The following is a 24,963-nucleotide window of genomic DNA, read 5'->3' on the forward strand; positions in this document are numbered from 1 at the left end:
AGAGAATACATTATGAAAAAATATATTAATAAATTATTTGTGCTGGTGATGGTAGTTGCAGCTATTGGTTGTTCAGATGACTACCTTACTACTCAGCCAACTCATGCATACAGTCCGGCTAGTGCACTTTCAAGTCCAGAAAATATGTTGGTAGCCTTGAATGGTATGCATCGTGAAATGTACGGACAATCTGAATTAAATGAGACATACAATGCAGGTGAGTGTTATATTATGCCAATGATGGAGTATGGAGCAGGTGATTTCATTCGTCCAATTCCTGGGGTAGGATGGTTTGCAACTACTTGTAAATGGACAAGCCATACTGATGCTAATAGTGGCAATAATGACTGGGTATGGTATCAGTATTATCACCTTATTGGTAGTGCTAATAATATTATTAACGCTGCTGAAGGTATGGTAGAAACAGACCTTTTAAAAGAAGTATTGGGTCAAGCTCATGCATACAGAGCATTTCTTTATCATAGATTGGTTTGTTTGTTCGCAAAGAACCCTCAGTATACTGATGAAACTACTGAGTTAGGTGTGCCAATTATGCTTAAAACAGAGGCTCCATATCAAGGACAACCTCGTGAAACTGTTGCAAAAGTTTATGAGCAATGTGAAGCTGATATTCAAAAAGCCATTACTTATTTAACAGGTTTAGGAACCAGAAGTTCAAAAACTCATATTACAGCAAAGATTGCTAACGGTATTGCTGCAAGAATTGCTTTAACTAAAGGTGATTTTGTTAGTGCTGCCACTTATGCAAAAGTTGCAAGAACTGGTTTCTCTTTAATGTCTGAAGAAGAATATAAGTCAGGATTTAACTCTTATAAAAATGGAGAGTGGATGTGGGCTGCTGAAGTAGTTGCGGATCAAACTAACTATTACAGATCTTGGTTTTATTATGTAGGTATGAACTTTAATGGTTCATTTGACCGCGGTACTCCACGTATCATTAACAAAACTTTATTCAACCAAATTTCTGCTACAGATTATAGAAGAGATTTATTCTTAGATAAGATGCCTAACACTACTGTAGCTTGGGATTGGGAGAAAAAAGATAGCGATCCAAATAACGACTTTGATCCTAACTACCCAACAAAAGAAGAATTTGACGCAGCTGTTAAGGCAGTTAATACAAAATATTTTGGCGGTAGTGCAAGTTTCAAAAAACACCCTTACCAAGTGGCTAAATTCTTAAATGAAAATGCTGCTACTATCGAGCCAGAAGATGTTCTTTATATGAGAGCCTCTGAAATGTATTTGATTGAAGCGGAAGCTTTAGCTAAGCAAGGTGGTAAAGATAGTGAAGCTGCTGATGTACTTTTTGAATTGATATCTGCACGTGATGCTGGCTATACTAAGAGTACGAATACAGGACAAGCATTAGTTGACGAAATCTTGTTACAACGTAGAATTGAGTTGTTCGGAGAAGGACACCGTTGGTTTGACATGTTGCGTAATGACGAAGCTTTAGATTTAACAGGAAGTGATGCTGATCCTTCTTATTATCTAAAAGGTTATAAGCAAGACAAACCATCTGTGAATGATAACTGGTTATTCCAGATCCCTCAATCAGAGATTAATGCAAACGAGAATATGGTACAAAATCCAAAAGCTAGCTTATAATAGTTTTTGATTTAGTAATTATAATTGGGGCTCATTCTATCATGAATGAGCCCTTTTTATGTCTCTACAATAATTCAGACAAAGAGAGGTAGTTCAATTTTGAAAAGTCTAATTCTTTATTGTATGAGAGGATTTAAATAGTAAAAATTAAACCTATCATTTTTAGTTCACGATTGAAAATATACTTTCCTGCTAAAAATGCAATTAATGAGATTGCGATTTTATTTGTTGAACATTGAAATATGGATATTTGCATCAATAGATACTCCTTATTCAGACTTAATCAACTAAAAATCAGACTAATTTATATACATAAGTTAAGTGTAACTTTTTATAATACAAACGTTTGCAAAAAGTAAGCAAAATTTCATATCTTTTCTTGTCTAGAATTGGGGAAACGCTACCTTTACCATGTTAAATAACATGTAGACGGAGGTTTACTTGGTTTAATGAAATTCAACAGCAATAAACTAAAAAAACAAAAAATTTAATCTGAGATTAAATTAAAACAGTCATGAGTCAAAAGACAAAAGTCATTGAAAAGGAAGAAGTTGTAATTAGATTCTCTGGAGACTCCGGAGATGGTATGCAGCTTACAGGAACTCAATTTTCCGATACTTCCGCATTATTTGGAAATGATGTAGCTACTTTCCCGGATTACCCTGCAGAAATTAGGGCTCCACAAGGAACAGTAGGAGGGGTATCAGGATTCCAATTGCATTTTGGGCATACAGAGGTAAATACACCTGGAGATTATGCTGATGTATTAGTTGCTATGAACCCAGCGGCGCTAAAAGCAAACCTAAAATGGGTGAAAGCTAGTGGAACAATCATCGTGAATGAGGATAGTTTTACTGATCGAAACTTTGAGAAAGCAGGTTACGATTCAGATCCACTTCATGATGATAAACTTGCCGATTACAATCTGATTAAGGCTAAAATCACTTCTCTTACAAGAGAGTGTTTGAAAGATTCAGGACTGGATCAGAAAAGTATTCTTCGAAGCAAAAACATGTTTGCTCTAGGTATGGTATATTGGATGTTCGATCGTCCATTGGCACATACCGAAGAATTTATCGAAAACAAGTTTAAGAAACATCCATTAGTTGTTGACGGTAACAAGAAGGTATTACATGCAGGTTATAACTTTGCAAAAACAATTGAGGCGTTGGCATACAATTATAGTGTAGCTCCTGCTAAAATTAAGAAAGGAACCTATCGTAATATTACTGGTAACAAAGCAACTGCTTGGGGATTAATTGCGGCTGCAGAAAAAGCAGGATTGCCACTATTCTGTGGTTCTTATCCAATTACTCCTGCAACTGAAATTTTACAAGAGCTTGCTGCTCGTAAAGATTTGGGGGTAAAAACATTCCAGGCAGAAGATGAGATTGCTGGTATTTGTACTGCAATTGGTGCTAGTTTCGCAGGTAATTTTGCGGTTACAACCACTTCAGGTCCAGGTTTGGCATTGAAGACAGAAGCTGCTGGTCTAGCAGTGATGACAGAGTTACCTTTAGTAATTGTAAACGTTCAGCGTGGAGGTCCTTCAACAGGTTTGCCAACCAAAACTGAACAATCAGATTTGATGCAAGCAATTCACGGTAGAAGTGGTGAGTGTCCTATGCCTGTTATCGCAGCTAGTACTCCATCAAACTGCTTCGAGTACGCATACCGTGCAAGTAAAATTGCATTGGAGCACATGACACCGGTTATTCTTTTAACTGATGGCTTCCTTGCAAATGGTGCAGAGCCATGGAGAATCCCAAAAATGGAGGATCTTTCCCCAATTACAGTTCCTTTGGCAAAAGAAGGCGATGATTACCTTCCTTACGCCAGAGATGAAGAAAAATTGGCAAGAAAATGGGCTGTTCCGGGAACAAAAGGATTAGAACATAGAATTGGTGGATTGGAAAAAATGGATGTTACAGGTACAGTATCATATGTTCCGGAAAATCACCAGGTAATGACAGATATCAGATCTGAAAGAGTTAAAAGAGTAGCTAACTTTATTCCAGATCTACCGGTTAAAGGAGAAGAAAATGCAGACGTTTTGGTTGTAGGATGGGGTGGAACATATGGTCACCTTACAACAGCTGTTCGTGAGCTTCAAAAAGAAGATAAGAGTATTGCATTGGCTCACTTTAACTATATTTTTCCATTGCCAAAGAATACAGGAGAAGTATTTAAGCGCTATAAGAAAATTATCGTTTGTGAATTGAATGATGGACAGTTTGCGGAATATTTAAGAAGCAACTTCCAGGATGTTAAATTCGAGCAATATAACAAGTTGCAAGGTTTACCATTTACTGTAAAAGAATTGAAAGAGAAGTTTAATCAATTATTGGAGGAGAAATAATCATGGTAGATACATTATTAAAGCAACCAGCTCCTGAGAAATTGACTCCAAAAGATTTTAAGAGTGATCAGGAAGTAAGATGGTGTCCAGGATGTGGTGACCATGGTGTTTTGAATTCGGTACAGAAAGCAATGGCTCAATTGGGTAAACCAAAAGAGAATTTTGCAGTAATCTCAGGTATTGGATGTTCTTCTCGTTTTCCATATTATATGGATACTTATGGCTTTCATTCAATTCATGGTAGAGCAGCTGCAATTGCTTCTGGTGCTAAATCGGCAAATCCAGATCTAGAGATCCTTCAGGTTTCAGGTGATGGTGATGCATTGGCAATTGGTGGTAATCACTTTATTCATGCTATACGTAGAAATATTGATATGACTATCTTGTTATTCAATAACGAGATTTATGGTTTGACCAAAGGTCAGTATTCGCCAACATCGAAGCATGGAATGGTAACCAAAACATCTCCATTCGGAACCATTGAACAACCTTTCCACCCGGCAGAGTTGGCATTAGGTGCTCAATCTAAGTTCTATGCTCGATCAATCGATACCAATATTAAGTTGACTTCTGAAATTCTTTTGGATGCAACAAAGCACAAAGGGACATCAATTGTTGAGGTTCTTCAGAATTGTGTAATCTATAATGATGGTACACACTCTTTGATTACTGATAAGAACACCAAAGAAGAATATCAATTGGTTCTTCGTCATGGTGAAAGAATGATTTTTGGTAAAGATAAGAACAAAGGATTGGTAATGGGCGGTAATGGTAAACTAGTAGTTGTTACCATTGGTGAACATGGTATTACCGAACAAGATATATTGATTCATGATGCTCATACTCCAGACCCACACATGCACTGGTTGTTGTCGAATATGACTGCACCTGAGTATCCAGTGGCGTTTGGTGTAATTCGTGATGTTGCTGCCCTTTCTTATGAAGAAAAAATGGTACAGCAAATTAAGGATGTTCAGGAACAATCATCTATCAAATGTATGGATGACTTATTGAACAGTGGAGATACTTGGACAGTTGAATAATTGAAGCTTTTCAATTGATATAATAAAGAGGGAATCGTTGATTCCCTCTTTTTTTTCTGAAAGTTTTATAATTCAAATACCAATATCAATATTATCACAAATTGGCATTAAGTAGTTTGGAATGATCAGTTAATTCTAATTGCACATTTATAAAATCATACAATAGGGAAAAACTGTAAATAATTAGTAATTTGTATAGCCTTTTAGCCCGTTTTTTTATAAAAATAATTACCATTGTAGTTTGAAAAATTACTGATATTGAAGTAGTCCAACAGACCATTAAGATTAGTAACTTTGTAATAGAATAAGGGAACAACACTAAATAAATTAGCTAAAGAATATGGAAGAAATTTCGATTTCGAAAATTTATAAGCGTAAAAAGAACGACCGTGATATTTTTCAGGAATTGATGCCTTACAAAGTGAAGGAGATTCTGTTGATTGCAACTTATTACGACGCATATACAATTGTTCGAGAGGGACAATTCTCAGATAAAATTGTTGGTGAATATTTACAGTTGAATTTGTATGCAGCACCGCGTTTTACAAGTGTTGCTACAAATGAAGAAGCATTGGAAGCATTAGAGAATCGTCATTACGATATGGTGATTTTAATGGCAGGTTTGGATAAAGAATCTCCTTTGGAGCTTAGTCAGCAGATAAAAACGGTTAATCCGGATATTCCTGTTTTGGTTTTGGTAAATAATAATAGCGATTTGGCTTATTTCGATCGTGCAGCCGACAAAATCAAGAACAATATCGACCGTGTGTTTGTATGGAATGGTTCAACCAAGATATTCATGGCAATGACCAAGTACATCGAAGACAAAATGAATCTTGAAGCAGACACAAAAAGTGGAGATGTGCGAGTAATTCTTTTGGCTGAAGACTCGGTGAAGTACTATTCAAGATATCTTCCTTTGTTATATACCTCGGTGATGACACAAACGCAAAAAGTGATTTCGGACGAAGGAGATATTGATGAATTGCACAAGATTTTAAAGATGCGTGCTCGTCCGAAAGTGATTTTGGTAAGCTCATTCGAGGATGCCGTAGATGTTGTGGATAAATATCTTGAAAATCTACTATGTGTAATTTCAGATGTTCGATTTGCACGCGATGGCAAATTGGATGATGATTCGGGTGTTGACTTAATAAGATATGTGCAGGCAAAAAACATGAGAATTCCATGTTTAATGCAATCCCATGATACCGATAATGCAATTAGAGCAATGCAGGTTGATGCTGATTTTATAAATAAAAACAGCGATACTTTGGCATTGGATATTTATAATTTTATTTACACCAAGTTGGGATTTGGTGATTTTGTTTTCCGCAATCAAAGTGGTACGCGTGTTGCCGTTGCAAAATCGATGGAAGAGTTCGAGGAAAAATTAAAGTATATTCCGGATGAATCGCTGCTTTTCCACTCTAAACGAAACGGAATTTCAACTTGGCTGATGGCTCGTGGAGAGATTAACGTAGCTAAAAAGCTAAGAAGATATCAGATTGAAGACTTTAAATCCGTAAAGGATCTTAGAAAATTTTGTTTGGATGTATTCGAGGCTTCTAGAATTAAGCAATTAAGAGGGAGAATCATTCGATTCAAACCCAATATTGTTAATTCTAACCACTACATTGTTCGTTTGGGTAGAGGTTCTTTAGGGGGTAAAGGTCGTGGTCTGGCATTCTTAAGTAACTTTATTGAGAACATATACTTCAAGAAATTAATCAAGGATATTAATGTCTCGATTCCAAAAACGGCTATTGTTGGGGTTGATGAGTATGATAACTTTATTGAGAAAAATAATCTTTACGATAAGATTTACCTTGATAAGAACTACAAGAAGGTAAAAGAATTATTCATTAAAGGAGATATTCCAGATAAATTAGGAAATAAGCTTCGCCAGTATCTCGAAGAGATTAATAAACCAATTGCGGTTAGATCTTCGGGATTATTTGAGGATTCGTTGATGCAGCCTTTTGCAGGAGTTTATGCGACTTATTTGTTGCCAAATAACGATCCGGATATCGAAGTGAGATACCAACAGTTGATTACGGCTATCAAGTTAATTTATGCCTCAATCTTCACACCTGAAGCGCAATCGTACTTCAGCGCAGTTGATTACAAAATTGAAGAGGAGAAAATGGCTGTAATCATTCAAGAAGTTGTTGGTCAGGAATACAATGGCAAGTTCTATCCTAATATTAGTGGTGTAGCACAGTCCTACAACTATTATCCTTTCTCGTACATGAAACCGGAAGATGGATTTTCTGTAATGGCCATTGGTTTGGGTAAATATGTTGTTGGTGGAGAAAAAACTCATCGATTCTGTCCTGAGCATCCTAAGCTGCAGTTGGCTTCAATCGAAGATCAGATTAAAGATTCTCAGAAGTACTTCTATGCGATAGATATGCAAAAGGAGAATATAGATTTGATTAACGATGGAGAAGATGCTGTAACCATTAAGTATGAGCTGGCACAGGCAGAGAAAGATGGCAATTTATTACACTGTGCTTCGGTTTACGATTTCCAGAACGACAGGTTAGAGCCAGATTTGAATTTACGTGGACCACGAGTGGTTGATTTTGCAAACATCTTAAAATACAATCAGGTACCAATTTCACATGCCTTAAGCGTATTGTTGAATATCTTTAAGCAAGCAATGGGTGCTCCGGTAGAAATAGAGTATGCTGTGGATTTATCGAAAGGTAAAGATGGCAACCCGACCTTCTATTTGTTGCAGATTAAACCATTGATACGTCAGGAAATGAGTGTTGATATTGACATGTCACAGGTGAATCGCAACAAACTTGTAATGCTTGCAAATAAAGGTATGGGTAACGGAACGGTGAACCATATCCGCGATGTAATCTATATGGATTTAAGTAAGTTTGACAGAACCAAGACCGAAGAAATGGCGGAGGAGATGGAGAAACTTAATCAAAAAATGAAAGAGCAAGATCGTCAGTATGTATTGTTTGGTCCTGGACGTTGGGGAACACGTGATAAGTTTACAGGGATTCCAGTTCTTTGGTCACAAATCTCAAATGCAAAAGTAATTGTGGAGCAAGGCTTGGATGATTTCCCATTGGATGCTTCATTGGGTTCACATTTCTTCCACAACGTAACCTCTATGAATGTTGGGTATTTTTCAGTTAAGAACAATTCAGAACAGAATTTTGTGAACATGGAAGTGCTAGACAAGCAAGAGAAAATTGAACAAATTCATTATTTCAAACATGTTCGATTTAAGGAGCCATTGGAGATTTTAATGGATGGAAGGAAACAAACTAGTGTTATTAGTTTTAAATAGAAAAAGGAGGCTTTAAGCCTCCTTTTTATATTCGTGAATTTTTGGATTAACCTTGGTATGAATCAATACCAGCAGTTCCATTTTACGATCAACTTTCTTCACTAATCCTTGGATTACTTTACCAGGACCAACTTCAGTGAATGAACTTGCACCATCAGCAATCATATTTACCAAGGTTTGAGTAAAACGTACCGGAGCAGTTAACTGAGCAACAAGGTTTTTCTTGATTTCAGATGGATCTGTAACAGGTTTTGCATTTACGTTTTGGTAAACTGGACAGCTTGGAGTAGAGAAGTTTGTATTTTCGATAGCTTCTTCCAACTCAACACGAGCAGGCTCCATTAAAGGAGAATGGAATGCACCGCCAACTTTCAATGGTAAAGCTCTTTTTGCACCAGCTTCTTTTAACTTTTCGCAAGCAATTTCGATACCTTTCATGCTACCAGAAATAACCAACTGACCTGGACAGTTGAAGTTAGCAGGAACAACTACTTCTTCGATTTCTGCACAAATTTTCTCAACAGTTTCATCATCTAAACCGATAATTGCAGCCATTGTTGAAGGTTCCATTTCACAAGCTTTTTGCATAGCCAAAGCACGTTGAGAAACCAATTTTAAGCCATCTTCAAAAGATAAAGTTCCGTTTGCAACCAATGCAGAGAATTCACCTAATGAGTGACCAGCAACCATTTCAGGTTTGAAATCTTCACCAAGTGTTTTAGCTAAAATTACTGAATGCAAGAAAATTGCAGGTTGAGTAACTTTAGTTTGTCTTAGATCTTCATCAGTTCCTTCAAACATTAAATCAGTAATGCGGAAACCTAGAATTTCGTTAGCTTTTTCGAAAAGTTCCTTAGCAAGTTCCGAATTTTCGTATAGGTCTTTACCCATACCAACAAATTGGGCTCCTTGCCCTGGAAATACATATGCTTTCATACTTTTTTTCAATTTGTAATAATCACTCTATATCCATACATATAGAATGAAAATCATGGTAAGTTTTGAAATATTCCGGGCACAAATATATTTAATCCGTTCGCAATCTGCAATTTTAGAATTGTATTGCCAACGGATTAATATACTTAATACCTGTAAAGTTGATAAATTTTTTTAGATAGTTTTTGCCGAAATTAATCGAATAAACTCTTCACGAGTGGCAAGATTTTCAAATGCTCCCGTAAAATCGGAAGTAGTTGTAATTGAATTTTGTTTTTGAACACCACGCATCGACATGCACATGTGCTGAGCTTCAATAACCACAGCAACGCCTAAAGGACTAAGCGTATCATTAATACAGTCTTTAATTTGAGTAGTTAAACGTTCTTGCACCTGCAAGCGGCGAGCAAATGCATCTACTACACGGGCTATTTTGCTAAGTCCGGTAATATATCCATTGGGAATGTAGGCTACATGAGCTCTTCCAACAAAAGGTAACATGTGGTGTTCACACATCGAATAAACCTCAATATCTTTTACAATCACCATTTGCTTATAGTCTTCTTTAAACATTGCCGATCGTAAAATATCTTCTGGTTTAATGTGATACCCTTGAGTTAAGAACTGCATGGCTTTGGCAACACGCAAAGGAGTTTTCTCCAAACCTTCGCGTTTAGCATCCTCACCAAGTAATTCTAAAACTTTTTTATAGTGATACATCAGTTCTTCTGTAGTTTCCTGATTGTATTTTTCTATTTTTGTGAATCCTTTATCTCCTTGTCCGTTAATTGAAAATTCCATTCGTCACAGTGTTTTTAATAAGTCGTTGTATTGCTCTGCAAAATAAGTAATAATTTCACCTAATAAACAAACTTTTAGGAGCTTTGTTTTAGCTAAGTTCTTGCATTTATGCATATTTTAATCATTACAGAGACATTTGATGTGCTCAAATATTTTATTTCACAACTTGAATTAGAGGAAAATTTGGGCCAAAATTATGCTCGTTTCAAATATCAAGATCAATCCGTAGATATCCTTATATCGGGATATGGAGGTAGTATGTTGGCTTATGAGTATACTAAAGCTATTGGTAAATACAAGTATGATATGGTTTTGCAATTTGGACAATGCTACTCTTTAAAAGATCAGCTTGAAAAAAATCAGCTGGTATGTATTATTGATGATTATTTTGGCGACATCGGAATTGGTGAGGAAAGTAATTTTGCTTCAATCTTTGACTTACAACAACGAAATAAAAACGAAGATCCATTTAAAAACGAGATATTAGAAAACGACACACTGATTCCCGAGGTGTTTTCTGATTTAAAAAAGGTGAGTGGAATTACTTGCAATGCCATTCCAACAAGTTTAAACACCCTGGCCAATGCTTATATCAAAAATTATCCCGACGTAATCAGTAGGGAAGGTGCAAATTTGCTTTATATCTGCCACAAGGAAAATGTGAAGTTAATACAGCTTTTTTATGTGCTTGAAAAGATCGAAAATGCACATTTCAAGATTACTCCTGACGAGCAAATGATAAAAGTAGTTAATGAAACAATTGAAGAGGTTTTTAATGAACTGGTTTCATTTACTTAGAGAAGTGAACCAATATGGCTTTTTTGTAATAAATGGTTTGAAAAAGTCCACGTGTAAACATGAAACCTAACATTGCAATCCAAAGTCCATGATTTTCCAAAATGCCGTTTAAAAAGTAATAAAGCGGAATAAAAATTAGAATAGTTGCTGCCATCATTGTTTTTCGCATATAACTAGAAGCTGTGGCACCAATAAATATTCCATCCATTAGGAAGGATGCAAAGCTTAGAAGGGGCAGAATTACAATCCATTTTAAATAATCTCTGGCAATGGTAATGGTAGATTCAGCATCGGTGAGTATTGACAAGATATCAATACCAAATAATCCGTATACACCCGTAAATAAAATGCTGATTCCAATACCCCAGATGAATAACAATTTAATCACCCGAGATAGATTTTGGGAATTGTTTGCACCAATAAATTTACCTACTAAAGCTTCTGCAGCAAAAGCAAATCCATCCATAAAATAGGAAAATATAAAAAGGAACTGAAGCAGTAAGGAATTAACGGCAAGAATCTCTTTGTTCACACTTGCTGATTCGGTGGTAAAGAAGGTGAAGACAAATATAATACAGAGAGTTCTGATGAAAATATCCTTGTTGACTAGAAAAAAGTGTTTCAATTCATTAACTTTCATCATGCCTTTAATGCTCCAATACTTAAATAAGCGCTTGTAATTTTTTAGGATGAAGAATAATGCTAAAAATAAACTGCAGTACTGAGCAATTAAGGTGCCTAAGGCTACACCTTTTGCATCTAGCATTAATCCATACACAAAAAATGCCGATAGAGATATGTTAATAATATTCCCCACAATTGCGATTAGCATTGGAGTTTTGGCATTTTGCATACCAATGAACCATCCGTTTAATGCATAAAGACCAATGGTAGCCGGAGCTGCCCAAACTCTTATATAAAAATATGATTTTGCAATGTTTTCAACCGATTCTTCACTCTCGATTAACCAAAAGCTAAGTATAGCTATTGGTTTTTGAAGTATTAAAATAAGAACACTACCAGCTAAAGCAACAGTAAGAGCCCGTGATAAAGACAGTATAGATTCGCTTAAGTTTCTGGCACCATATGCTTGAGCAGTAATTCCTGTAGTTCCCATTCTTAAAAAAGCAAAACCCCAGTATAAAAAATTAAAAATGGTACCTCCTAAAGCTATCGCACCAATAAAATCTACTTTTCCCAAGTGCCCCATTAAAGCTAAGTCAACAAGTCCTAACAAAGGAATGGTGATGTTACTAACTATGTTGGGTACTGCGATATTTAGGATTTTTTTGTTCACGGTTTAGCTTTTTATTTTAGAGAACGAAAGTAGTTAAAAATCCTGTTTTAATGGAAAAACATTTGGTCTTTGAAATAAAAGACAAAAAAGTCTTTAAATAATTTGGAATTAATCTGAGTAAAAATTAGATTTGCTTCTAGTGACAAATAAACCAATATCAACCATAAGAAAATATAAAATATATGGCATTTGAGTTACCAAAATTAGCTTATGCATACGATGCGTTAGAACCGCATATTGATGCCAGAACAATGGAAATTCACCATTCTAAGCATCATGCAGGATATACAAATAATTTAAACGCTGCTATAGCAGGAACCGATTTAGAAGGCAAGAGTATTGAAGAAATTCTAGCCAATATTTCACAACATTCTGTTGCTGTTAGAAATAACGGAGGTGGATTTTATAACCATGATTTGTTCTGGAAAGTAATGTCGCCTAACGGGGGCGGAAAACCAAGTGGAGATTTACTTACCGCGATCGAAAAAGATTTTGGATCGTTTGATGCTTTTAAAGAAGAGTTTTCGAAAGCAGCAGCAACAAGGTTCGGTTCAGGTTGGGCTTGGCTGGTAAAGCAAGCTGATGGCAAGTTGGTAGTTACATCTACGGCAAATCAGGATAATCCATTGATGGATATTGCTGATGTAAAAGGAACTCCAATTTTGGGATTGGATGTTTGGGAGCACGCATATTACTTAAAGTTTCAAAATAGAAGACCTGATTATATCTCAGTTTTCTGGGAAGTAATCAATTGGGAGGAAGTGGTTAAACGCTTTCAGGATTAGTTTTGTTTATTGTTTTTTTGATTTTGGGGCCGGTTCTTTTTATAAGGAATCGGCCTTTTTGTATTTTTTTATTGAATTTGTGATTTTTTATTGTGAAATTGAAGGGGAAATCAAAAAACAATAAAAAATGGAACACAAACTACCTGCCTTACCTTATGAATTGGGCGCATTAGAGCCTTATATTAGTAAGAAAACACTTGAATTTCACTACGGAAAACATCACCAAGCTTACATTACAAATCTGAATAATTTAATAAAAGGAACTGCGTTTGAAGATGCTAGTCTGGAAGATATTGTAAAGCATTCGGAAGGAGGAATCTTCAATAATGGAGCCCAGGTTTATAACCACACTTTTTATTTTGAAGCATTTAAGCCAAATGCTAGTGCCGAACCAAATGGAAAGTTGAAAGCTGCCATTGAAGCTTCTTTTGGTTCTTTTGATAATTTTAAGGCTGAGTTTTCGAAAGCGGGAGCTACCTTATTTGGTTCAGGATGGGTTTGGTTGGTAGTGGATACTGCTGGGAAATTAGCAATTTTGAAGACAAAGAATGCAGGCAATCCTCTTCGTGATGGTTTTATTCCTATTCTTACAATGGATGTATGGGAGCATGCCTACTATCTGGATACTCAGAATGCACGTCCTAAGTATATCGAAAACTTCTGGAATATTATTAATTGGGAACTGGTTGAAAAACGATTCGAAGAATAAACAAAAAAGGGTGATTTTAAATCACCCTTTTTTTAGATACTTACTGAGATACCAGCTTTTATAAATATATTATTGTCTAGGTCAAAATCATTGATCGTATCATTACCATCCTTAAATTCGAAGTTTCTATATAGTGTATAGCCTGAATTTACGTTTAGACTTATTTTTTTGGATAATTTTTGCTTCAGAAATAAACCTCCTCCAACATTCATAATACTAACATTATCAATTGGACTTATTTCATTATTATATACAAGTTTATCTGTTAATGTGAAATTTTCACCAGCAATAAATAGATTCGCTCCTAATGTAGTTTTTTCACTAGCCTTATAATTTATATCAAGCATTGGGAAACCGAAATTTATGTTCCATTTTTTATTTGGTTTCCAATTTAAACTTACAACTGGAATAGGAGCAGGTACCCCAATGGTATTCGAATAAATTGCTCCTAAATTTAATATCATACTCTTATTTTGATTGATGGGTTTGCTAAACAAAGCCATTCCAAATAAATTTAGCTCGTCGAAACTAACAGAGGATTCGAAGTTGGAAGAAATATTAGGCTTGATAAAGGCTGTCAGATACCAACCTTTTTTTAATGGACGTGCATAACCAAATGTATATGAAATGGTGTGGAAATTTTTTAAATCGGTTCCTAGTAAAGGAGTAGTTCCATAATCAATTTTGACACCCGCATAGTTAAAGGTATGAAAGATTCTTCTTCCTGGAGTTTTTAGCTTTTTATGAATGCTAAATCTAAAGTCATATTTCTCAAAAGAAATATCATTTCCAGTATCCGAATCACCTTTGCCAATAAATACGTAATCAGCTCCAAATTTTTCTTGCAGCATTTGGGCTTGAGAGGGAAGTATTATACCCAAAATTATGGCAGTTATTAATAAAATTTTATTCATATTGAGTTTTTGTAAATTACTTAATAAACAAATATTTAGTACTATTGTTTAATGGCATAGATGTCAACTCTTTCTTTTTTACCCTTTAGCTGAATATTATCAATAAAGGAATAATTGAAAGAGTTATAAAAAGCCAGATCCGTAATTATCAATTTTGATGCCAAAAATTCTTCGTTGAAAGAATTACAGAGGCCTTGAATTCTTGAAGCAGTATTAATTACATCACCATGGTAGGCAATGGAACGCTTTATTACACCTACTTCTGCGGCCATTAACGTACCACCATTTATGCCTGCTTTAAACTGAGGAAGAAAACCATAAGATTTCATGTAATGATCAGACCTTTTTTGCAGATATTCCTTAAATCTGAAAAATATTTTAATGCACTTGGCATTTTTAATACCATCATTATAAGGCCATATAAGGACAACTTCATCTCCAATATACTGGTATATATTCGCATCAAACTCATTAACCGCAAGGGTTAAGTCGCTAAAACAATCTTGAATGAGTTGACTGTATTTTACATGTCCTAACTTTTCTGCATAAGTTGTAGATGATTTTAAATCCATAAATAAGAATATCATTTTAACCTCTTTAGGTTGACGGTATTTGCCAAGCAATAAATCAAGAAGAACACCTGGACCAAATTTTTGATTGATAATCTGAAATAGGATAATAGTAGCACTTACCAAATACGTAAAAGTTACAATTCTGAAAAAATCACTTGATTTCACAAACCTTCTTATTTCCAGCAATGTTTCTCTTGATATTTCACCTTTTAAAATCAATTGAGATGCAATACCAACTAGGAATATTGTTACTATAGTTAAGAAGATATGAATAATACTATAGAAGAAAATAATCTGTCCATATGATTTTTTTCGAAGACGTTCTTGTTTGCGTTTGATAAAAACATTTAGAATGCCAAATATTCCTCCCAAAAATAAGCCTGCTAAAACTAGATTTAGTTTATTCATTTCTGCAACTGAAATATGCTTGGGAATCTCACCTTCAATCTTTGGATTAAAGCTGGTTAGAATATCCCAAATAAATACAGCAGCTATCCATATCGTAATAATAATTAAGAAGTCTATGATAACTTTACGAGTGTTTTTATTGTATTTCAACATACTTATTGGATTTTGCCAAATTGAAATTTAATATTACAAAGAATAAAATTTAAATAGATTTACTTATTTCTTTGATGAAAAGAGAAAAATCAATTAATTTATAAAGTAAGTGTTGCAATTTGTTTGATAATATAAATAAAGCACATAAATTATTAAAATAATAAATTAAGCAATGTTAAAAGATTTAGTTGCTAAAAACAGAAGTTACAGGAGATTTTACGAAAGTGAGAAAATAACTTCGGAGCAGGTTAAGAGTTGGATTGATTTAGCAAGACTTGGAGCCTCTGGTAGAAATGCGCAAACCATTAAGTATAAAATTGTATTATCAGATGGGATGTGCGAAGAAGTATTTAAGCATCTGGCTTGGGCTGGTTATTTGAAAGATTGGGCAGGACCCGAAAAAGGTGAAAGGCCATCAGCATATGTGATCATGATTAATGATGAGGAGCTGGGTAAAAATTATTTTAGTGACGATGGAATTGCGGTTCAAAATTTGTTGCTAGGCGTAGTTGAAAGTGGTTTTGGAGGTTGCATTATTCATGCATTTAAGAATAAAGAACTTCGTGAGCTGTTAAAAATTGAAGAAGGGTATTCAATTATTCAGGTAATTGCTTTGGGAAAACCGAAAGAAGAGGTAGTTATTGAAGAAATGAAAGATGGAGATATCAAGTATTGGAGAGATGAAAAGGGAGTTCATCATGTGCCAAAACGTAGTATCGATGAGATAATATTGGAAGAATTGTAATTGTAACTCTGCGGAGTTAATAAAAAGCTGGTAAAATGAGAAGATATGTGATTGGTTGTATTGCTCTTTTTTGTTTTGTTCTTGCAACAGAGAAGCTAAATGCACAGAAGATAAGGACAGATTCATTATTTTTTACGGGTGCGGTTATGGATCAGGAAGAATTGTCACCATTGCCTTATGCACACTATCGGATAAATAATAAAAAAGCGGGTACATCAAATTCTTTTGGCCGCTTCTCATTTTGGGTAAATGCTGGCGATACCATTCAATATTCTTACGTTGGATATCAAAATGTTCAAGTTGTAGTTAGCGATAGTCTAAAACAAGATTCATATCTTTTTGGGGTATTTATGGCAAAGGATACTGTTTCGCTGCAAGAGGTGTTGATTTTACCTCGATTTGGTGATTTTAGAGAAGCCTTTATTAACGCCAAGGTAAATACACCAGAATATGTTCGAGCAAAGAACAATGTGAACTCGGCTACCTACGAGGCCTTAACCAAGCGACCTGATAAAATGGATGCCAAAGCAAATACAGATTTGTTGATAAAGCAGCATGTGATAGAAAATGAGCATAAAGCAATGGTTCCTCAGGATATGGTTGCAGGTGTAAGTACACTTAGAACTTTACCCGAAGTACAACGATTAAAACGCAAGAAGAACATGAAAATTCCTGATAATTTGGTTACCGATAAGGAAATAACCACCTTAAAGCAAATGTATCGATACGGAATTAAAGAAAAGTAATAAAAAAAGCGGTGAGAATTTCACCGCTTTTTTTTACAAATCTAAATTGGCTTATTAACCTCTACTAAATAATGCCTTTATAATTAAAGAAGCCATTTTTGGGTTTTCTTTTAATCTTCGGGTGGAGTATCCGAACCAATCTTTTCCAAATGGAACGTAAACTCTCATGTTATGACCATTTTCAACAATTGACTTTCTTAGCTCAGGTGTTACACCATAAAGCATTTGGAACTCATACTTATCCTTTGGAACATTATACTTTTCAATCAGCTTGTATGCACCATCAACCAAAGGTTTATCGTGAGTTGCAATTCCAGGATAAACATCATTTTTAAGCATGAAATCCAAATTCTCAAGGAAATGCTGGTTGATTTCTTCGTACTTTTTGTAAGCAATTTCTTCAGGCTCCACATAAATTCCCTTACACAAGCGGTAGTTCAATTTTGAAACACCGTTTTGCATGTCCATCATGTTGGTCAAATCGTCAAGAGTTCTCTTAAGGTAAGCCTGAACAACAAGTCCAACGTTTTGAGGGAATTCAGCCTTTAATCTTCTGAACATGTTAATTTCCTTATCAACACATGGAGAATCTTCCATGTCGATTCTTACAAAATTATTGTATTCAGCAGCTTTTGCTACAACAGTACGGATGTTTTGGTAACAAACTTCCTCGTCAAGTAACAGGCCAAAGAAGGTTGGTTTCACCGAATAGTTACCATCAATTTTGTTGGCTTCAAAGGTTTCTATAATTTCCAAATAAGCTTCTTTGTTTTCATTAGCTTCATCAAGGTTTTTAATGAATTCTCCTAATAAGTCAACGGTTACTTTAATTCCCTGATCATTTAATTTCTTCGATTCTCTTACTGCATCTTCAATGGTTTCTCCTGCAATGTATCTTTTAGAGAATATCCAAACCAATTTTTTTGGCATATAGGGTAGGGTTGCCGCTATTAGTTTATTGAACATTGAGTTAATTTTTTAGTGATATACGTTTTGATAATTGTAGTCCACAATGTATAGAGTATAAAGTAGAAAAAGAATGATGTTTATCAGCATATCAAAATGTTTGGATATTTGATGATAATTAATGTACAGAGGATTTTAAAATTGAATGCCAGGAATTTTTTAGTCTACTTATAAAAGTTATATTTGTTAGGCAAAATCAAAAAATGGGAATACCGAAATGGTATCCGAAAAAACTTGAAAAATTAAATACTAAATACCTATGAAAAATTTATCTGTTGCATTAAATGCTGTGTTAGTTGTTGCTGTTGCAATTCTTTACTTTGTTCAGTTCTCAGGCAAAGGAGAATCGAAAGATGTGAAAACTGTTGCTGGAGAAGGTGCTGTTGTATACATTAACACGGATTCATTATTGAGCAACTATAACTTTTCACGTGATTTGAATGAGAAGTTTTTGAAGAAACAAGAAGATTCACGTACTGATTTTAACTTTAAAGCTCAGAAATTAGAGAAAGAAGCAGTTGAATTCCAGCGTAAACTTCAAAACAATGGCTTTTTAACTCGTCAAAGAGCAGAAGAAGCTCAGCAAAAATTAATCGCCAAGCAACAAAACTTACAGCAATTGGATCGTCAGTTAAGTGCAGAGTTAATGGGCGAACAACAAGCAAATAGCAAACGCCTTTTCGATAGCGTTACCAACTATTTGAAAGAGTACAATGCAACTCGTAACTACAGCTTAATTTTAAGCACTACCAAAGGTGGAAATGTATTGTTATCACAAGACGGTTTAGACATTACTCAGGAAATTATCAATGGCTTAAATGCAAGATATACTCCTGAAGCAAAATAATTAAAGATTTTAAAAAAGTAGAAAGGGCAGATGCTGATGAGCTATCTGCCCTTTCTTTTATTGTCTGGAAAAGTTAAAAAGTGGAATAGTTAAAAAGTCACTGATTAAGTAAGGGATTTTAATCTCATTAACTCACTCCTCATTTACCCATTCATTCTTTATTTAGTCTTCTCATTCCTTTCGGTGATTTCCCCTTAATCATGAAGTTTTTTATATTTGCCCTTCGTATCTAAAATAGAAATATGGCTTTTGCTGATAAATACCTGAAAAAACAAAGAATGTACCCAGAGTACATTACAACACCGGTTGATGAGAATTTGAATATGATTGTAACAATTCCTTGTTACAATGAGCCGGATTTGATTCCAAGTTTGGAAGCATTGTGGAATTGCGACAGACCCAATGGAGTAGTTGAAGTAATTGTAATTGTAAATTCAGGAGAACAAACCGAGCAGGAAGCATTGGATCAGAATGCAAAAACCATTGCTGATGCTACTGCCTGGATGGAAGCGCATCAGGATGAGAAACTGAAGTTCTATTTAATTCATCAGCCTAATTTGAAAAGAAAGTTTGCAGGAGTAGGTTTTGCAAGGAAAATTGCCATGGATGAGGCAGTAGCTCGTTTCAATCAAATCGACAAAGCAAATGGAATCATTACCGGTTTTGATGCTGATTCAACTTGTGATGCAAACTATTTGGTAGAAATTGAGAAGCTCTTTAAAAAGTATCCTAAAGCCAACGGTGCAAATATCTTCTATGAGCATCCATTGGAAGGGGAGGAATTCGATCAGCAAATTTATGATGCCATTGCGCAGTACGAGTTATACTTGAGATATTACATGCTTGCCATGCGTTATGCGGGACATCCACATGCATACCATACGGTTGGTTCTAGTTTTGCAGTTTCGGCAAGTGCTTACATTAAGCAGGGAGGAATGAATCGTCGTCAGGCAGGTGAGGATTTTTATTTCTTGCAGAAAATAATCCCGCTAGGTAAGTTTTACGAGATCAAAACCACACGTGTAATCCCATCACCTAGGGTGTCGGACCGTGTTCCATTTGGTACCGGAAAAGCTGTTTCTACTTTTGTTGATGAGGGAATAATAGATTATCAAACCTATAATTACTCTGCTTTTAAAGAACTTAAAGCCTTCTTCGATAAGGTGGATGATTTCTTCGGGGTGGATTACGATACCTATTTGAATGATTTGTTGGTGAAATTGCCAGGTTCGGTGCGCAGCTATTTAAAAGAGGATAATTTCTTTGAAGCTCTGGATGAAATCAATCAAAACTGTGCCTCAATTGATACCTTCAGAAAGAAATTCTTTGGAGCCTTTAATGCTTTTAAGGTATTGAAGTACCTGAATAATGTACACGAGCAATTTATCGATGAGGAAAGCATTGTAGTTTGTGCCAAGCAGTTGTTAACCGACTTGGGAATTAGCACCAAAGGCATATATTCAGCCAAAGAGTTGTTGGATATCTTCAGAACCTACGAGAAAGAGAATTAGTACAAGTACAATGAAATAATACAAAGAAGAGAGTTTTACGGCTCTCTTTTTTTGATTCTACAAGTCTAATTTGATTAAATGACGGTACGCTGAACCTTTCGTATTTCATTTTCAAATTGTCTACAAATATATAGGTACTCCGTACCATAGTAATTTAGTTTGTAATATTGAGAAAAGCAGCAGCGCTGCGTAAGATTTATAGTCAATTAATTTAGATGTTTTTATAGGTGCAGAGCACCGAACTTTCATTTTTCTCTTAATCATGAATGTTCATGCGTTTTAATTAGTAGAAAAATAGCTTGTTGAAATAAAGAGTTAAGGTTGAAATCAAAAACTTAGTATACTAAATGTCGGAAACTTACTCTAGTATCTTTTGGAAACTTACTATAGTCAAAATTGGAAAATACCTATAGTAAGTTTTTGAAAAGAAACTTTGGTATAGGTTTTCGAAGGTAGAATTGAATTGTTTAGAAAAGGGAATATGGTATTGAGAAGTATTAATCTTCTTTAATAAAAATAAAGATATCCTCATTTTCCTTTTTCATGAGGTATTGCTCACGGGCAAACTTTTCAAGGTTTTCCTTGTTGGTTTTTAGCTCGTGAATTCTTTTTTTATCTTTTTCTATTTTATCAAGAAAGTAAGCTTTTTCTTTTTCGAGAGCTTCAATTTTAGACTCATTTTCTTTTCGTTCCCAAATGGAATGTTGATCGCCAAAGAATACCCATACATAAAAAATCAGGAAAGTAATTACATATTTACTTCTGATAATCTGAGGAATGTATTTTTTAGCGAGTTTAAGAATCATAGGTCTGTCTTTCCGGCTAAATTACAAATAAAGAATAAAAGTAGAAAGGCGTAAAAGTAGAAAGTTTGTGTATCAATAGAGAGGTAGCAATGCTACGTCTTTACAGACAATAGCAATAGTGAGCAATTCCAATAAAAAAACGACCGAAGAAACTCCGATCGTTTTCATCCAAAATAAATCATGTCATTGGAGGCCGGAACAAGTCCGGCCTAACTATCCAATATTTTTATTCCTAGTCTTCCAAGAAGTTAGGATACATATAATCTACAGGAGGAACAAATGATTCCTTGATGGTTCTTGGAGAAACCCAACGCAATAGGTTAATCATAGAACCAGCCTTATCATTTGTACCAGATCCTCTACCACCACCGAATGGTTGCTGACCAACAACAGCTCCAGTTGGCTTATCGTTGATATAGAAGTTACCAGCAGTGTGAGTTAAACGCTTAACCAGTTTTTCGATTGCGTAACGGCAACCAGCGAAAATAGCACCAGTTAATGCATAAATAGAAGTCTGATCAAGAATATCTAAAGTTTCGTCTACCTTATCATCTTCGTAAACAAAGATTGTGATAACAGGACCGAACAACTCTTCTTCCATTGTAGCGTAATCAGCTTTCTTAGCCTGGATAACAGTTGGCTTGATAAAGTAACCTACCGACTTGTCGTACTCACCACCAGCAACAATTTCAGCATCAGGAGAAGCTTTAGCATCGTCGATAGCTTGAGCTAATTTATCGAATGAAGATTCATCGATAACCGCATTGTGGAAGTTTGTGAAATCTTCAGTTCCGCCAGTCTTGATCTTAGCAAGATCTTCCTGAACCAATTTCAATACAGCATCCCACTTGCTTGCAGGAATATAAGCGCGAGAAGCAGCAGAACACTTCTGTCCTTGATATTCGAAAGCACCACGAGTAATTGCAGTTGCAACTTCTTCTACATCAGCAGTTGGGTGCATGAAGATATAGTCTTTGCCACCAGTTTCACCTACGATTCGTGGGTAAGTTTTGTATTTGTGGATATTGTTACCAATAGTTTTCCAAATGTCCTGGAATACGCCAGTTGATCCTGTAAAGTGGATACCAGCAAAATCAGGAGAGTTGAAAATTACGTCAGCAGCAGCAGGACCAGAAACGTATACCAAGTTGATAACGCCATCTGGTACACCAGCTTTTTTGAATATTTCCATTAAAACTTTAGCTGAATAAACAGCAGTTTTAGATGGTTTCCAAACTACAGTATTACCCATCATTGCAGGAGCAGTTGGAAGGTTACCAGCAATTGCAGTAAAGTTAAATGGAGTTAATGCAAAAATAAATCCTTCTAATGGACGTTGCTCAACACGGTTCCATATACCTTTAGATGACATTGGCTGTTGCTTGTAAATTTCAGTCATATACTGAACATTGAAACGCAAGAAGTCAGCAATCTCACAAGCAGAGTCGATCTCAGCCTGGAAAGCATTTTTCGATTGTCCCAACATAGTAGCAGCGTTTAATTTCATACGGTAAGGACCAGAAATTAATTCAGCAGCTTTTAGGAAGATAGATGCACGATGCTCCCAACTAAGGTTTTCCCAAGCTGGTTTAGCAGCCAATGCAGCATCAATAGCCATTTGTACATGCTCTTTTCCGCCTTGGTGGTAGTGTCCTAACAAATGTTTGTGATCGTGAGGAGGAGTCATTGCAAACAAGTTGCCTGTTCTCACTTCTTCGTTACCGATATACATTGGTACATCAATTACTTCAGAACGCATTTTTTTAAGTGTAGCTTGCAATTCAGCTCTCTCAGGGGTTCCTGGTGCATATGAGAAAATTGGCTCATTAGTAGCAACCGGAACGTTGTATATACCTTTTGGCATGGCAATAATTATTTAAGGGTTAATGTTCTTCATTTATAAGTCTCTGAACAAATCTAAAAAAAAAACATTTCCTTATTTATGAGTATTATCATGCTTTAAAATTTCTATGAAAATCACTCAGCTTAAGAAGTTCACAAGAATTAGGCTTTTGATATTAATTTTCAATTTATGATATAAAAAGCCTAACAATTTAACAGGCTAAGCATATAATCTTCCAACAGTCTATAAGTTTTACAGATGGCTTAAGATTATTTAATTTTTAGATATTCTTCTAATCTTTATATTAAGATAGGCCATCGCAATGGTAACAAACGGACTTAGAATATTAAAAAAACAGAAAGGAGCGAAAGCTACTGTGGCTACTCCCAAAGCGCCAGCTTGAGCTGCTCCACAGGTATTCCATGGGACCAATACAGATGTTACCGTTCCAGAGTCTTCCAATGTTCTACTCAATACTTCGGGTTTCAAATCCTGATCTTGATATGATTTTGCAAACATTCTTCCTGTAACCACTATAGATATGTACTGATCGGATGCAGTTAAATTTAAGAACGCACAACTAATGGCTGTTGTAGTTACCAGAGATCCTGTAGAGTGAACAGCCTTAAGCATGTTTTCTGTTATTTTTTTTAGTATTCCTGCTGTTTCCAGAATACCGCTAAATACCATAGCCGTTAATATCAGCCAAATTGTATTCAACATTCCTTTCATGCCACCAGTTGATAACAAATCTTGTATGTTTTCATTTTCAACAGGAACACTTACCTCAGTAAAAATGGATTTCATTACCACATCGTAGCTGGCTTGAATGAAAGATGAACTGTCAGATAATTGGTAGATAATTTGAGGTTGAAAGATAATGGCAAATACGCCTCCTATTAATGTTCCGGCAAATATGGCTGGCAATGCAGGAACCTTTTTGCTGATGATTACAAATAATAATATAGGTACCAAAAACAACCAAGGTGTAATGGTAAAGTTATCTTTTATGGCAGCTTGTACTTGTCGAATACTCTCCGGATCGATTTCTCCGTGTTTTGTGAATCCTATTATTAGGAATATTATCAAGGTAATTAATATTGAAGGAATAGTTGTGTACATCATGTAACGGATATGTACAAATAAATCGACATTGGCCATGGCTGGAGCCAGATTGGTTGTATCGGATAGGGGAGAAACCTTATCGCCAAAGTATGCACCGGAAATAATTGCCCCCGCAACCAAAGCCGGGTTAATTTCCATCGCATTTCCAATTCCCAATAGTGCAACTCCAATGGTGGCAACGGTTGACCATGAACTGCCTGATACTACAGAAACAATTGCACATATCACAACCGATAGCATTAAGAATAGTTTGGGATTCAGGAACTCCAAGCCATAATAAATCATGGCGGGAACAACGCCAGAAATCATCCATGTTCCAGCTAAGGATCCAATCAGTAATAATATCAACATGGATGGCAATGCAGTCCCGATGCTCTTGACAAACCCTTTCTGCAAATCGTCCCAGCCTTTACCTTGGCGTAAAGCAATAATTCCTCCTATGGCAGCTGCTACTAATAAAGAAAATTGGTTAGCCCCTTCGATGGCTACATCTCCAAAAACAATGGCATTAATACTAAGTAAAACGATCAACAATAGTATGGGAATTAAAGCTTCCCCAAGCGAAAGAGATTTGTTGGTTTGGGTCATGAGTTGGTTTTTGGGTTAGATTTAGAGCCTATGAACTTACAAAAAATCGTTGTGAAATGGAAT

General features: G+C 35.5%; 20 protein-coding genes. 11 read left to right on the forward strand and 9 right to left on the reverse strand.

Going from position 1 to position 24,963, the window contains the following annotated elements; all coding sequences use genetic code 11:
- Positions 1-12 precede the first annotated feature (12 nt).
- From JCM15579_RS00645 to JCM15579_RS00660, 4 genes are all read left to right on the forward strand, one after another.
- Positions 13-1,632, forward strand: coding sequence for a RagB/SusD family nutrient uptake outer membrane protein (locus JCM15579_RS00645; RefSeq protein ID WP_054714255.1), 1,620 nt, complete (start codon positions 13-15; stop codon positions 1,630-1,632).
- A 514-nt stretch (positions 1,633-2,146) separates the two neighbouring features.
- The gene (locus JCM15579_RS00650) at positions 2,147-3,991 is read left to right on the forward strand and encodes a 2-oxoacid:acceptor oxidoreductase subunit alpha (RefSeq protein ID WP_054714258.1); all 1,845 of its coding nucleotides are present in this window, start codon (positions 2,147-2,149) and stop codon (positions 3,989-3,991) included.
- Between the two features lie 2 nt (positions 3,992-3,993).
- On the forward strand, positions 3,994-5,034 hold the full coding sequence (locus JCM15579_RS00655) for a 2-oxoacid:ferredoxin oxidoreductase subunit beta (protein WP_054714260.1): 1,041 nt from the start codon (positions 3,994-3,996) through the stop codon (positions 5,032-5,034).
- A gap of 340 nt (positions 5,035-5,374) precedes the next feature.
- Entirely contained in the window at positions 5,375-8,350 is a 2,976-nt protein-coding gene (locus JCM15579_RS00660; protein WP_054714262.1) for a PEP/pyruvate-binding domain-containing protein, read from the forward strand.
- Between the two features lie 12 nt (positions 8,351-8,362).
- On the opposite strand, the gene fabD is transcribed toward JCM15579_RS00660, so the two are convergent.
- Both fabD and folE read right to left on the reverse strand, forming a co-directional pair.
- Entirely contained in the window at positions 8,363-9,286 is a 924-nt protein-coding gene (gene fabD / locus JCM15579_RS00665; RefSeq protein WP_054714264.1) for an ACP S-malonyltransferase, read from the reverse strand.
- Between the two features lie 174 nt (positions 9,287-9,460).
- Complete coding sequence (folE, locus tag JCM15579_RS00670; RefSeq protein ID WP_054714266.1) at positions 9,461-10,087, reverse strand: GTP cyclohydrolase I FolE; 627 nt, start codon at positions 10,085-10,087, stop codon at positions 9,461-9,463.
- A gap of 108 nt (positions 10,088-10,195) precedes the next feature.
- Here folE and JCM15579_RS00675 point away from each other — a divergent pair, with 108 nt between their 5' ends.
- Positions 10,196-10,885, forward strand: coding sequence for a hypothetical protein (locus JCM15579_RS00675; protein WP_054714268.1), 690 nt, complete (start codon positions 10,196-10,198; stop codon positions 10,883-10,885).
- Here JCM15579_RS00675 and JCM15579_RS00680 read toward each other — a convergent pair.
- Positions 10,878-12,182: an MATE family efflux transporter gene (locus tag JCM15579_RS00680; protein ID WP_054714271.1), complete on the reverse strand. Its 1,305-nt coding sequence runs from the start codon at positions 12,180-12,182 to the stop codon at positions 10,878-10,880. The two genes, JCM15579_RS00675 and JCM15579_RS00680, sit on opposite strands and share 8 nt — an antisense overlap.
- 182 nt (positions 12,183-12,364) lie before the next feature.
- Between JCM15579_RS00680 and JCM15579_RS00685 the strand changes: the two genes are divergently transcribed.
- Together JCM15579_RS00685 and JCM15579_RS00690 are read left to right on the forward strand one after the other, a co-directional pair.
- Positions 12,365-12,967, forward strand: coding sequence for a superoxide dismutase (locus JCM15579_RS00685; protein WP_054714275.1), 603 nt, complete (start codon positions 12,365-12,367; stop codon positions 12,965-12,967).
- Positions 12,968-13,094: 127 nt separating this feature from the next.
- Positions 13,095-13,676 (forward strand): superoxide dismutase, encoded by a 582-nt coding sequence (locus JCM15579_RS00690; protein ID WP_054714278.1) that lies wholly within the window; start codon positions 13,095-13,097, stop codon positions 13,674-13,676.
- 32 nt (positions 13,677-13,708) lie between these two features.
- Here JCM15579_RS00690 and JCM15579_RS00695 read toward each other — a convergent pair whose 3' ends face one another.
- Positions 13,709-14,590, reverse strand: a complete 882-nt coding sequence (locus tag JCM15579_RS00695) for a DUF6268 family outer membrane beta-barrel protein (protein ID WP_054714281.1) — start codon at positions 14,588-14,590, stop codon at positions 13,709-13,711.
- Positions 14,591-14,631: 41 nt separating this feature from the next.
- Complete coding sequence (locus JCM15579_RS00700) at positions 14,632-15,723, reverse strand: adenylate/guanylate cyclase domain-containing protein (RefSeq protein ID WP_054714284.1); 1,092 nt, start codon at positions 15,721-15,723, stop codon at positions 14,632-14,634.
- Between the two features lie 172 nt (positions 15,724-15,895).
- Between JCM15579_RS00700 and JCM15579_RS00705 the strand changes: the two genes are divergently transcribed.
- Both JCM15579_RS00705 and JCM15579_RS00710 read left to right on the forward strand, forming a co-directional pair.
- On the forward strand, positions 15,896-16,468 hold the full coding sequence (locus JCM15579_RS00705) for a nitroreductase family protein (protein ID WP_054714287.1): 573 nt from the start codon (positions 15,896-15,898) through the stop codon (positions 16,466-16,468).
- A gap of 35 nt (positions 16,469-16,503) precedes the next feature.
- Positions 16,504-17,214, forward strand: a complete 711-nt coding sequence (locus tag JCM15579_RS00710; protein WP_054714290.1) for a carboxypeptidase-like regulatory domain-containing protein — start codon at positions 16,504-16,506, stop codon at positions 17,212-17,214.
- 54 nt (positions 17,215-17,268) lie between these two features.
- On the opposite strand, the gene JCM15579_RS00715 is transcribed toward JCM15579_RS00710, so the two are convergent.
- Positions 17,269-18,180 (reverse strand): proline dehydrogenase family protein, encoded by a 912-nt coding sequence (locus tag JCM15579_RS00715; protein WP_054714294.1) that lies wholly within the window; start codon positions 18,178-18,180, stop codon positions 17,269-17,271.
- A gap of 259 nt (positions 18,181-18,439) precedes the next feature.
- Here JCM15579_RS00715 and JCM15579_RS00720 point away from each other — a divergent pair, with 259 nt between their 5' ends.
- Both JCM15579_RS00720 and JCM15579_RS00725 read left to right on the forward strand, forming a co-directional pair.
- Positions 18,440-19,027, forward strand: coding sequence for an OmpH/Skp family outer membrane protein (locus tag JCM15579_RS00720; protein ID WP_054714298.1), 588 nt, complete (start codon positions 18,440-18,442; stop codon positions 19,025-19,027).
- Positions 19,028-19,269: 242 nt separating this feature from the next.
- The gene (locus JCM15579_RS00725) at positions 19,270-20,538 is read left to right on the forward strand and encodes a glycosyltransferase family 2 protein (RefSeq protein WP_054714301.1); all 1,269 of its coding nucleotides are present in this window, start codon (positions 19,270-19,272) and stop codon (positions 20,536-20,538) included.
- A gap of 497 nt (positions 20,539-21,035) precedes the next feature.
- Here JCM15579_RS00725 and JCM15579_RS00730 read toward each other — a convergent pair whose 3' ends face one another.
- The 3 genes from JCM15579_RS00730 to nhaC form a co-directional block, all read right to left on the reverse strand.
- Positions 21,036-21,344, reverse strand: coding sequence for an FtsB family cell division protein (locus JCM15579_RS00730; protein WP_054714304.1), 309 nt, complete (start codon positions 21,342-21,344; stop codon positions 21,036-21,038).
- A gap of 232 nt (positions 21,345-21,576) precedes the next feature.
- Positions 21,577-23,208 carry an L-glutamate gamma-semialdehyde dehydrogenase gene (gene pruA / locus JCM15579_RS00735; protein WP_054714306.1) on the reverse strand — a complete coding sequence of 544 codons (1,632 nt, stop codon included), beginning with the start codon at positions 23,206-23,208 and terminating at the stop codon, positions 21,577-21,579.
- Positions 23,209-23,460: 252 nt separating this feature from the next.
- Positions 23,461-24,900, reverse strand: coding sequence for a Na+/H+ antiporter NhaC (gene nhaC, locus JCM15579_RS00740; RefSeq protein WP_054714309.1), 1,440 nt, complete (start codon positions 24,898-24,900; stop codon positions 23,461-23,463).
- Between the last annotated feature and the right edge of the window lie 63 nt (positions 24,901-24,963).

This window comes from Marinifilum fragile JCM 15579 (genome assembly GCF_001310955.1).
Lineage (GTDB): Bacteria > Bacteroidota > Bacteroidia > Bacteroidales > Marinifilaceae > Marinifilum > Marinifilum fragile.

Bases quoted from the DNA above. Each gene is read 5' to 3' on its own strand.
- JCM15579_RS00685 (WP_054714275.1), top strand. From the start codon at position 12,365: ATGGCATTTGAGTTACCAAAATTAGCTTATGCATACGATGCGTTAGAA.
- JCM15579_RS00690 (WP_054714278.1), top strand. From the start codon at position 13,095: ATGGAACACAAACTACCTGCCTTACCTTATGAATTGGGCGCATTAGAG.
- JCM15579_RS00660 (WP_054714262.1), top strand. From the start codon at position 5,375: ATGGAAGAAATTTCGATTTCGAAAATTTATAAGCGTAAAAAGAACGAC.
- JCM15579_RS00715 (WP_054714294.1), bottom strand. From the start codon at position 18,180: ATGTTCAATAAACTAATAGCGGCAACCCTACCCTATATGCCAAAAAAA.
- JCM15579_RS00695 (WP_054714281.1), bottom strand. From the start codon at position 14,590: ATGAATAAAATTTTATTAATAACTGCCATAATTTTGGGTATAATACTT.
- JCM15579_RS00650 (WP_054714258.1), top strand. From the start codon at position 2,147: ATGAGTCAAAAGACAAAAGTCATTGAAAAGGAAGAAGTTGTAATTAGA.
- JCM15579_RS00725 (WP_054714301.1), top strand. From the start codon at position 19,270: ATGGCTTTTGCTGATAAATACCTGAAAAAACAAAGAATGTACCCAGAG.
- pruA (WP_054714306.1), bottom strand. From the start codon at position 23,208: ATGCCAAAAGGTATATACAACGTTCCGGTTGCTACTAATGAGCCAATT.
- JCM15579_RS00675 (WP_054714268.1), top strand. From the start codon at position 10,196: ATGCATATTTTAATCATTACAGAGACATTTGATGTGCTCAAATATTTT.
- JCM15579_RS00705 (WP_054714287.1), top strand. From the start codon at position 15,896: ATGTTAAAAGATTTAGTTGCTAAAAACAGAAGTTACAGGAGATTTTAC.
- JCM15579_RS00700 (WP_054714284.1), bottom strand. From the start codon at position 15,723: ATGTTGAAATACAATAAAAACACTCGTAAAGTTATCATAGACTTCTTA.
- JCM15579_RS00645 (WP_054714255.1), top strand. From the start codon at position 13: ATGAAAAAATATATTAATAAATTATTTGTGCTGGTGATGGTAGTTGCA.
- JCM15579_RS00720 (WP_054714298.1), top strand. From the start codon at position 18,440: ATGAAAAATTTATCTGTTGCATTAAATGCTGTGTTAGTTGTTGCTGTT.
- fabD (WP_054714264.1), bottom strand. From the start codon at position 9,286: ATGAAAGCATATGTATTTCCAGGGCAAGGAGCCCAATTTGTTGGTATG.
- folE (WP_054714266.1), bottom strand. From the start codon at position 10,087: ATGGAATTTTCAATTAACGGACAAGGAGATAAAGGATTCACAAAAATA.
- JCM15579_RS00730 (WP_054714304.1), bottom strand. From the start codon at position 21,344: ATGATTCTTAAACTCGCTAAAAAATACATTCCTCAGATTATCAGAAGT.
- JCM15579_RS00710 (WP_054714290.1), top strand. From the start codon at position 16,504: ATGAGAAGATATGTGATTGGTTGTATTGCTCTTTTTTGTTTTGTTCTT.
- nhaC (WP_054714309.1), bottom strand. From the start codon at position 24,900: ATGACCCAAACCAACAAATCTCTTTCGCTTGGGGAAGCTTTAATTCCC.
- JCM15579_RS00655 (WP_054714260.1), top strand. From the start codon at position 3,994: ATGGTAGATACATTATTAAAGCAACCAGCTCCTGAGAAATTGACTCCA.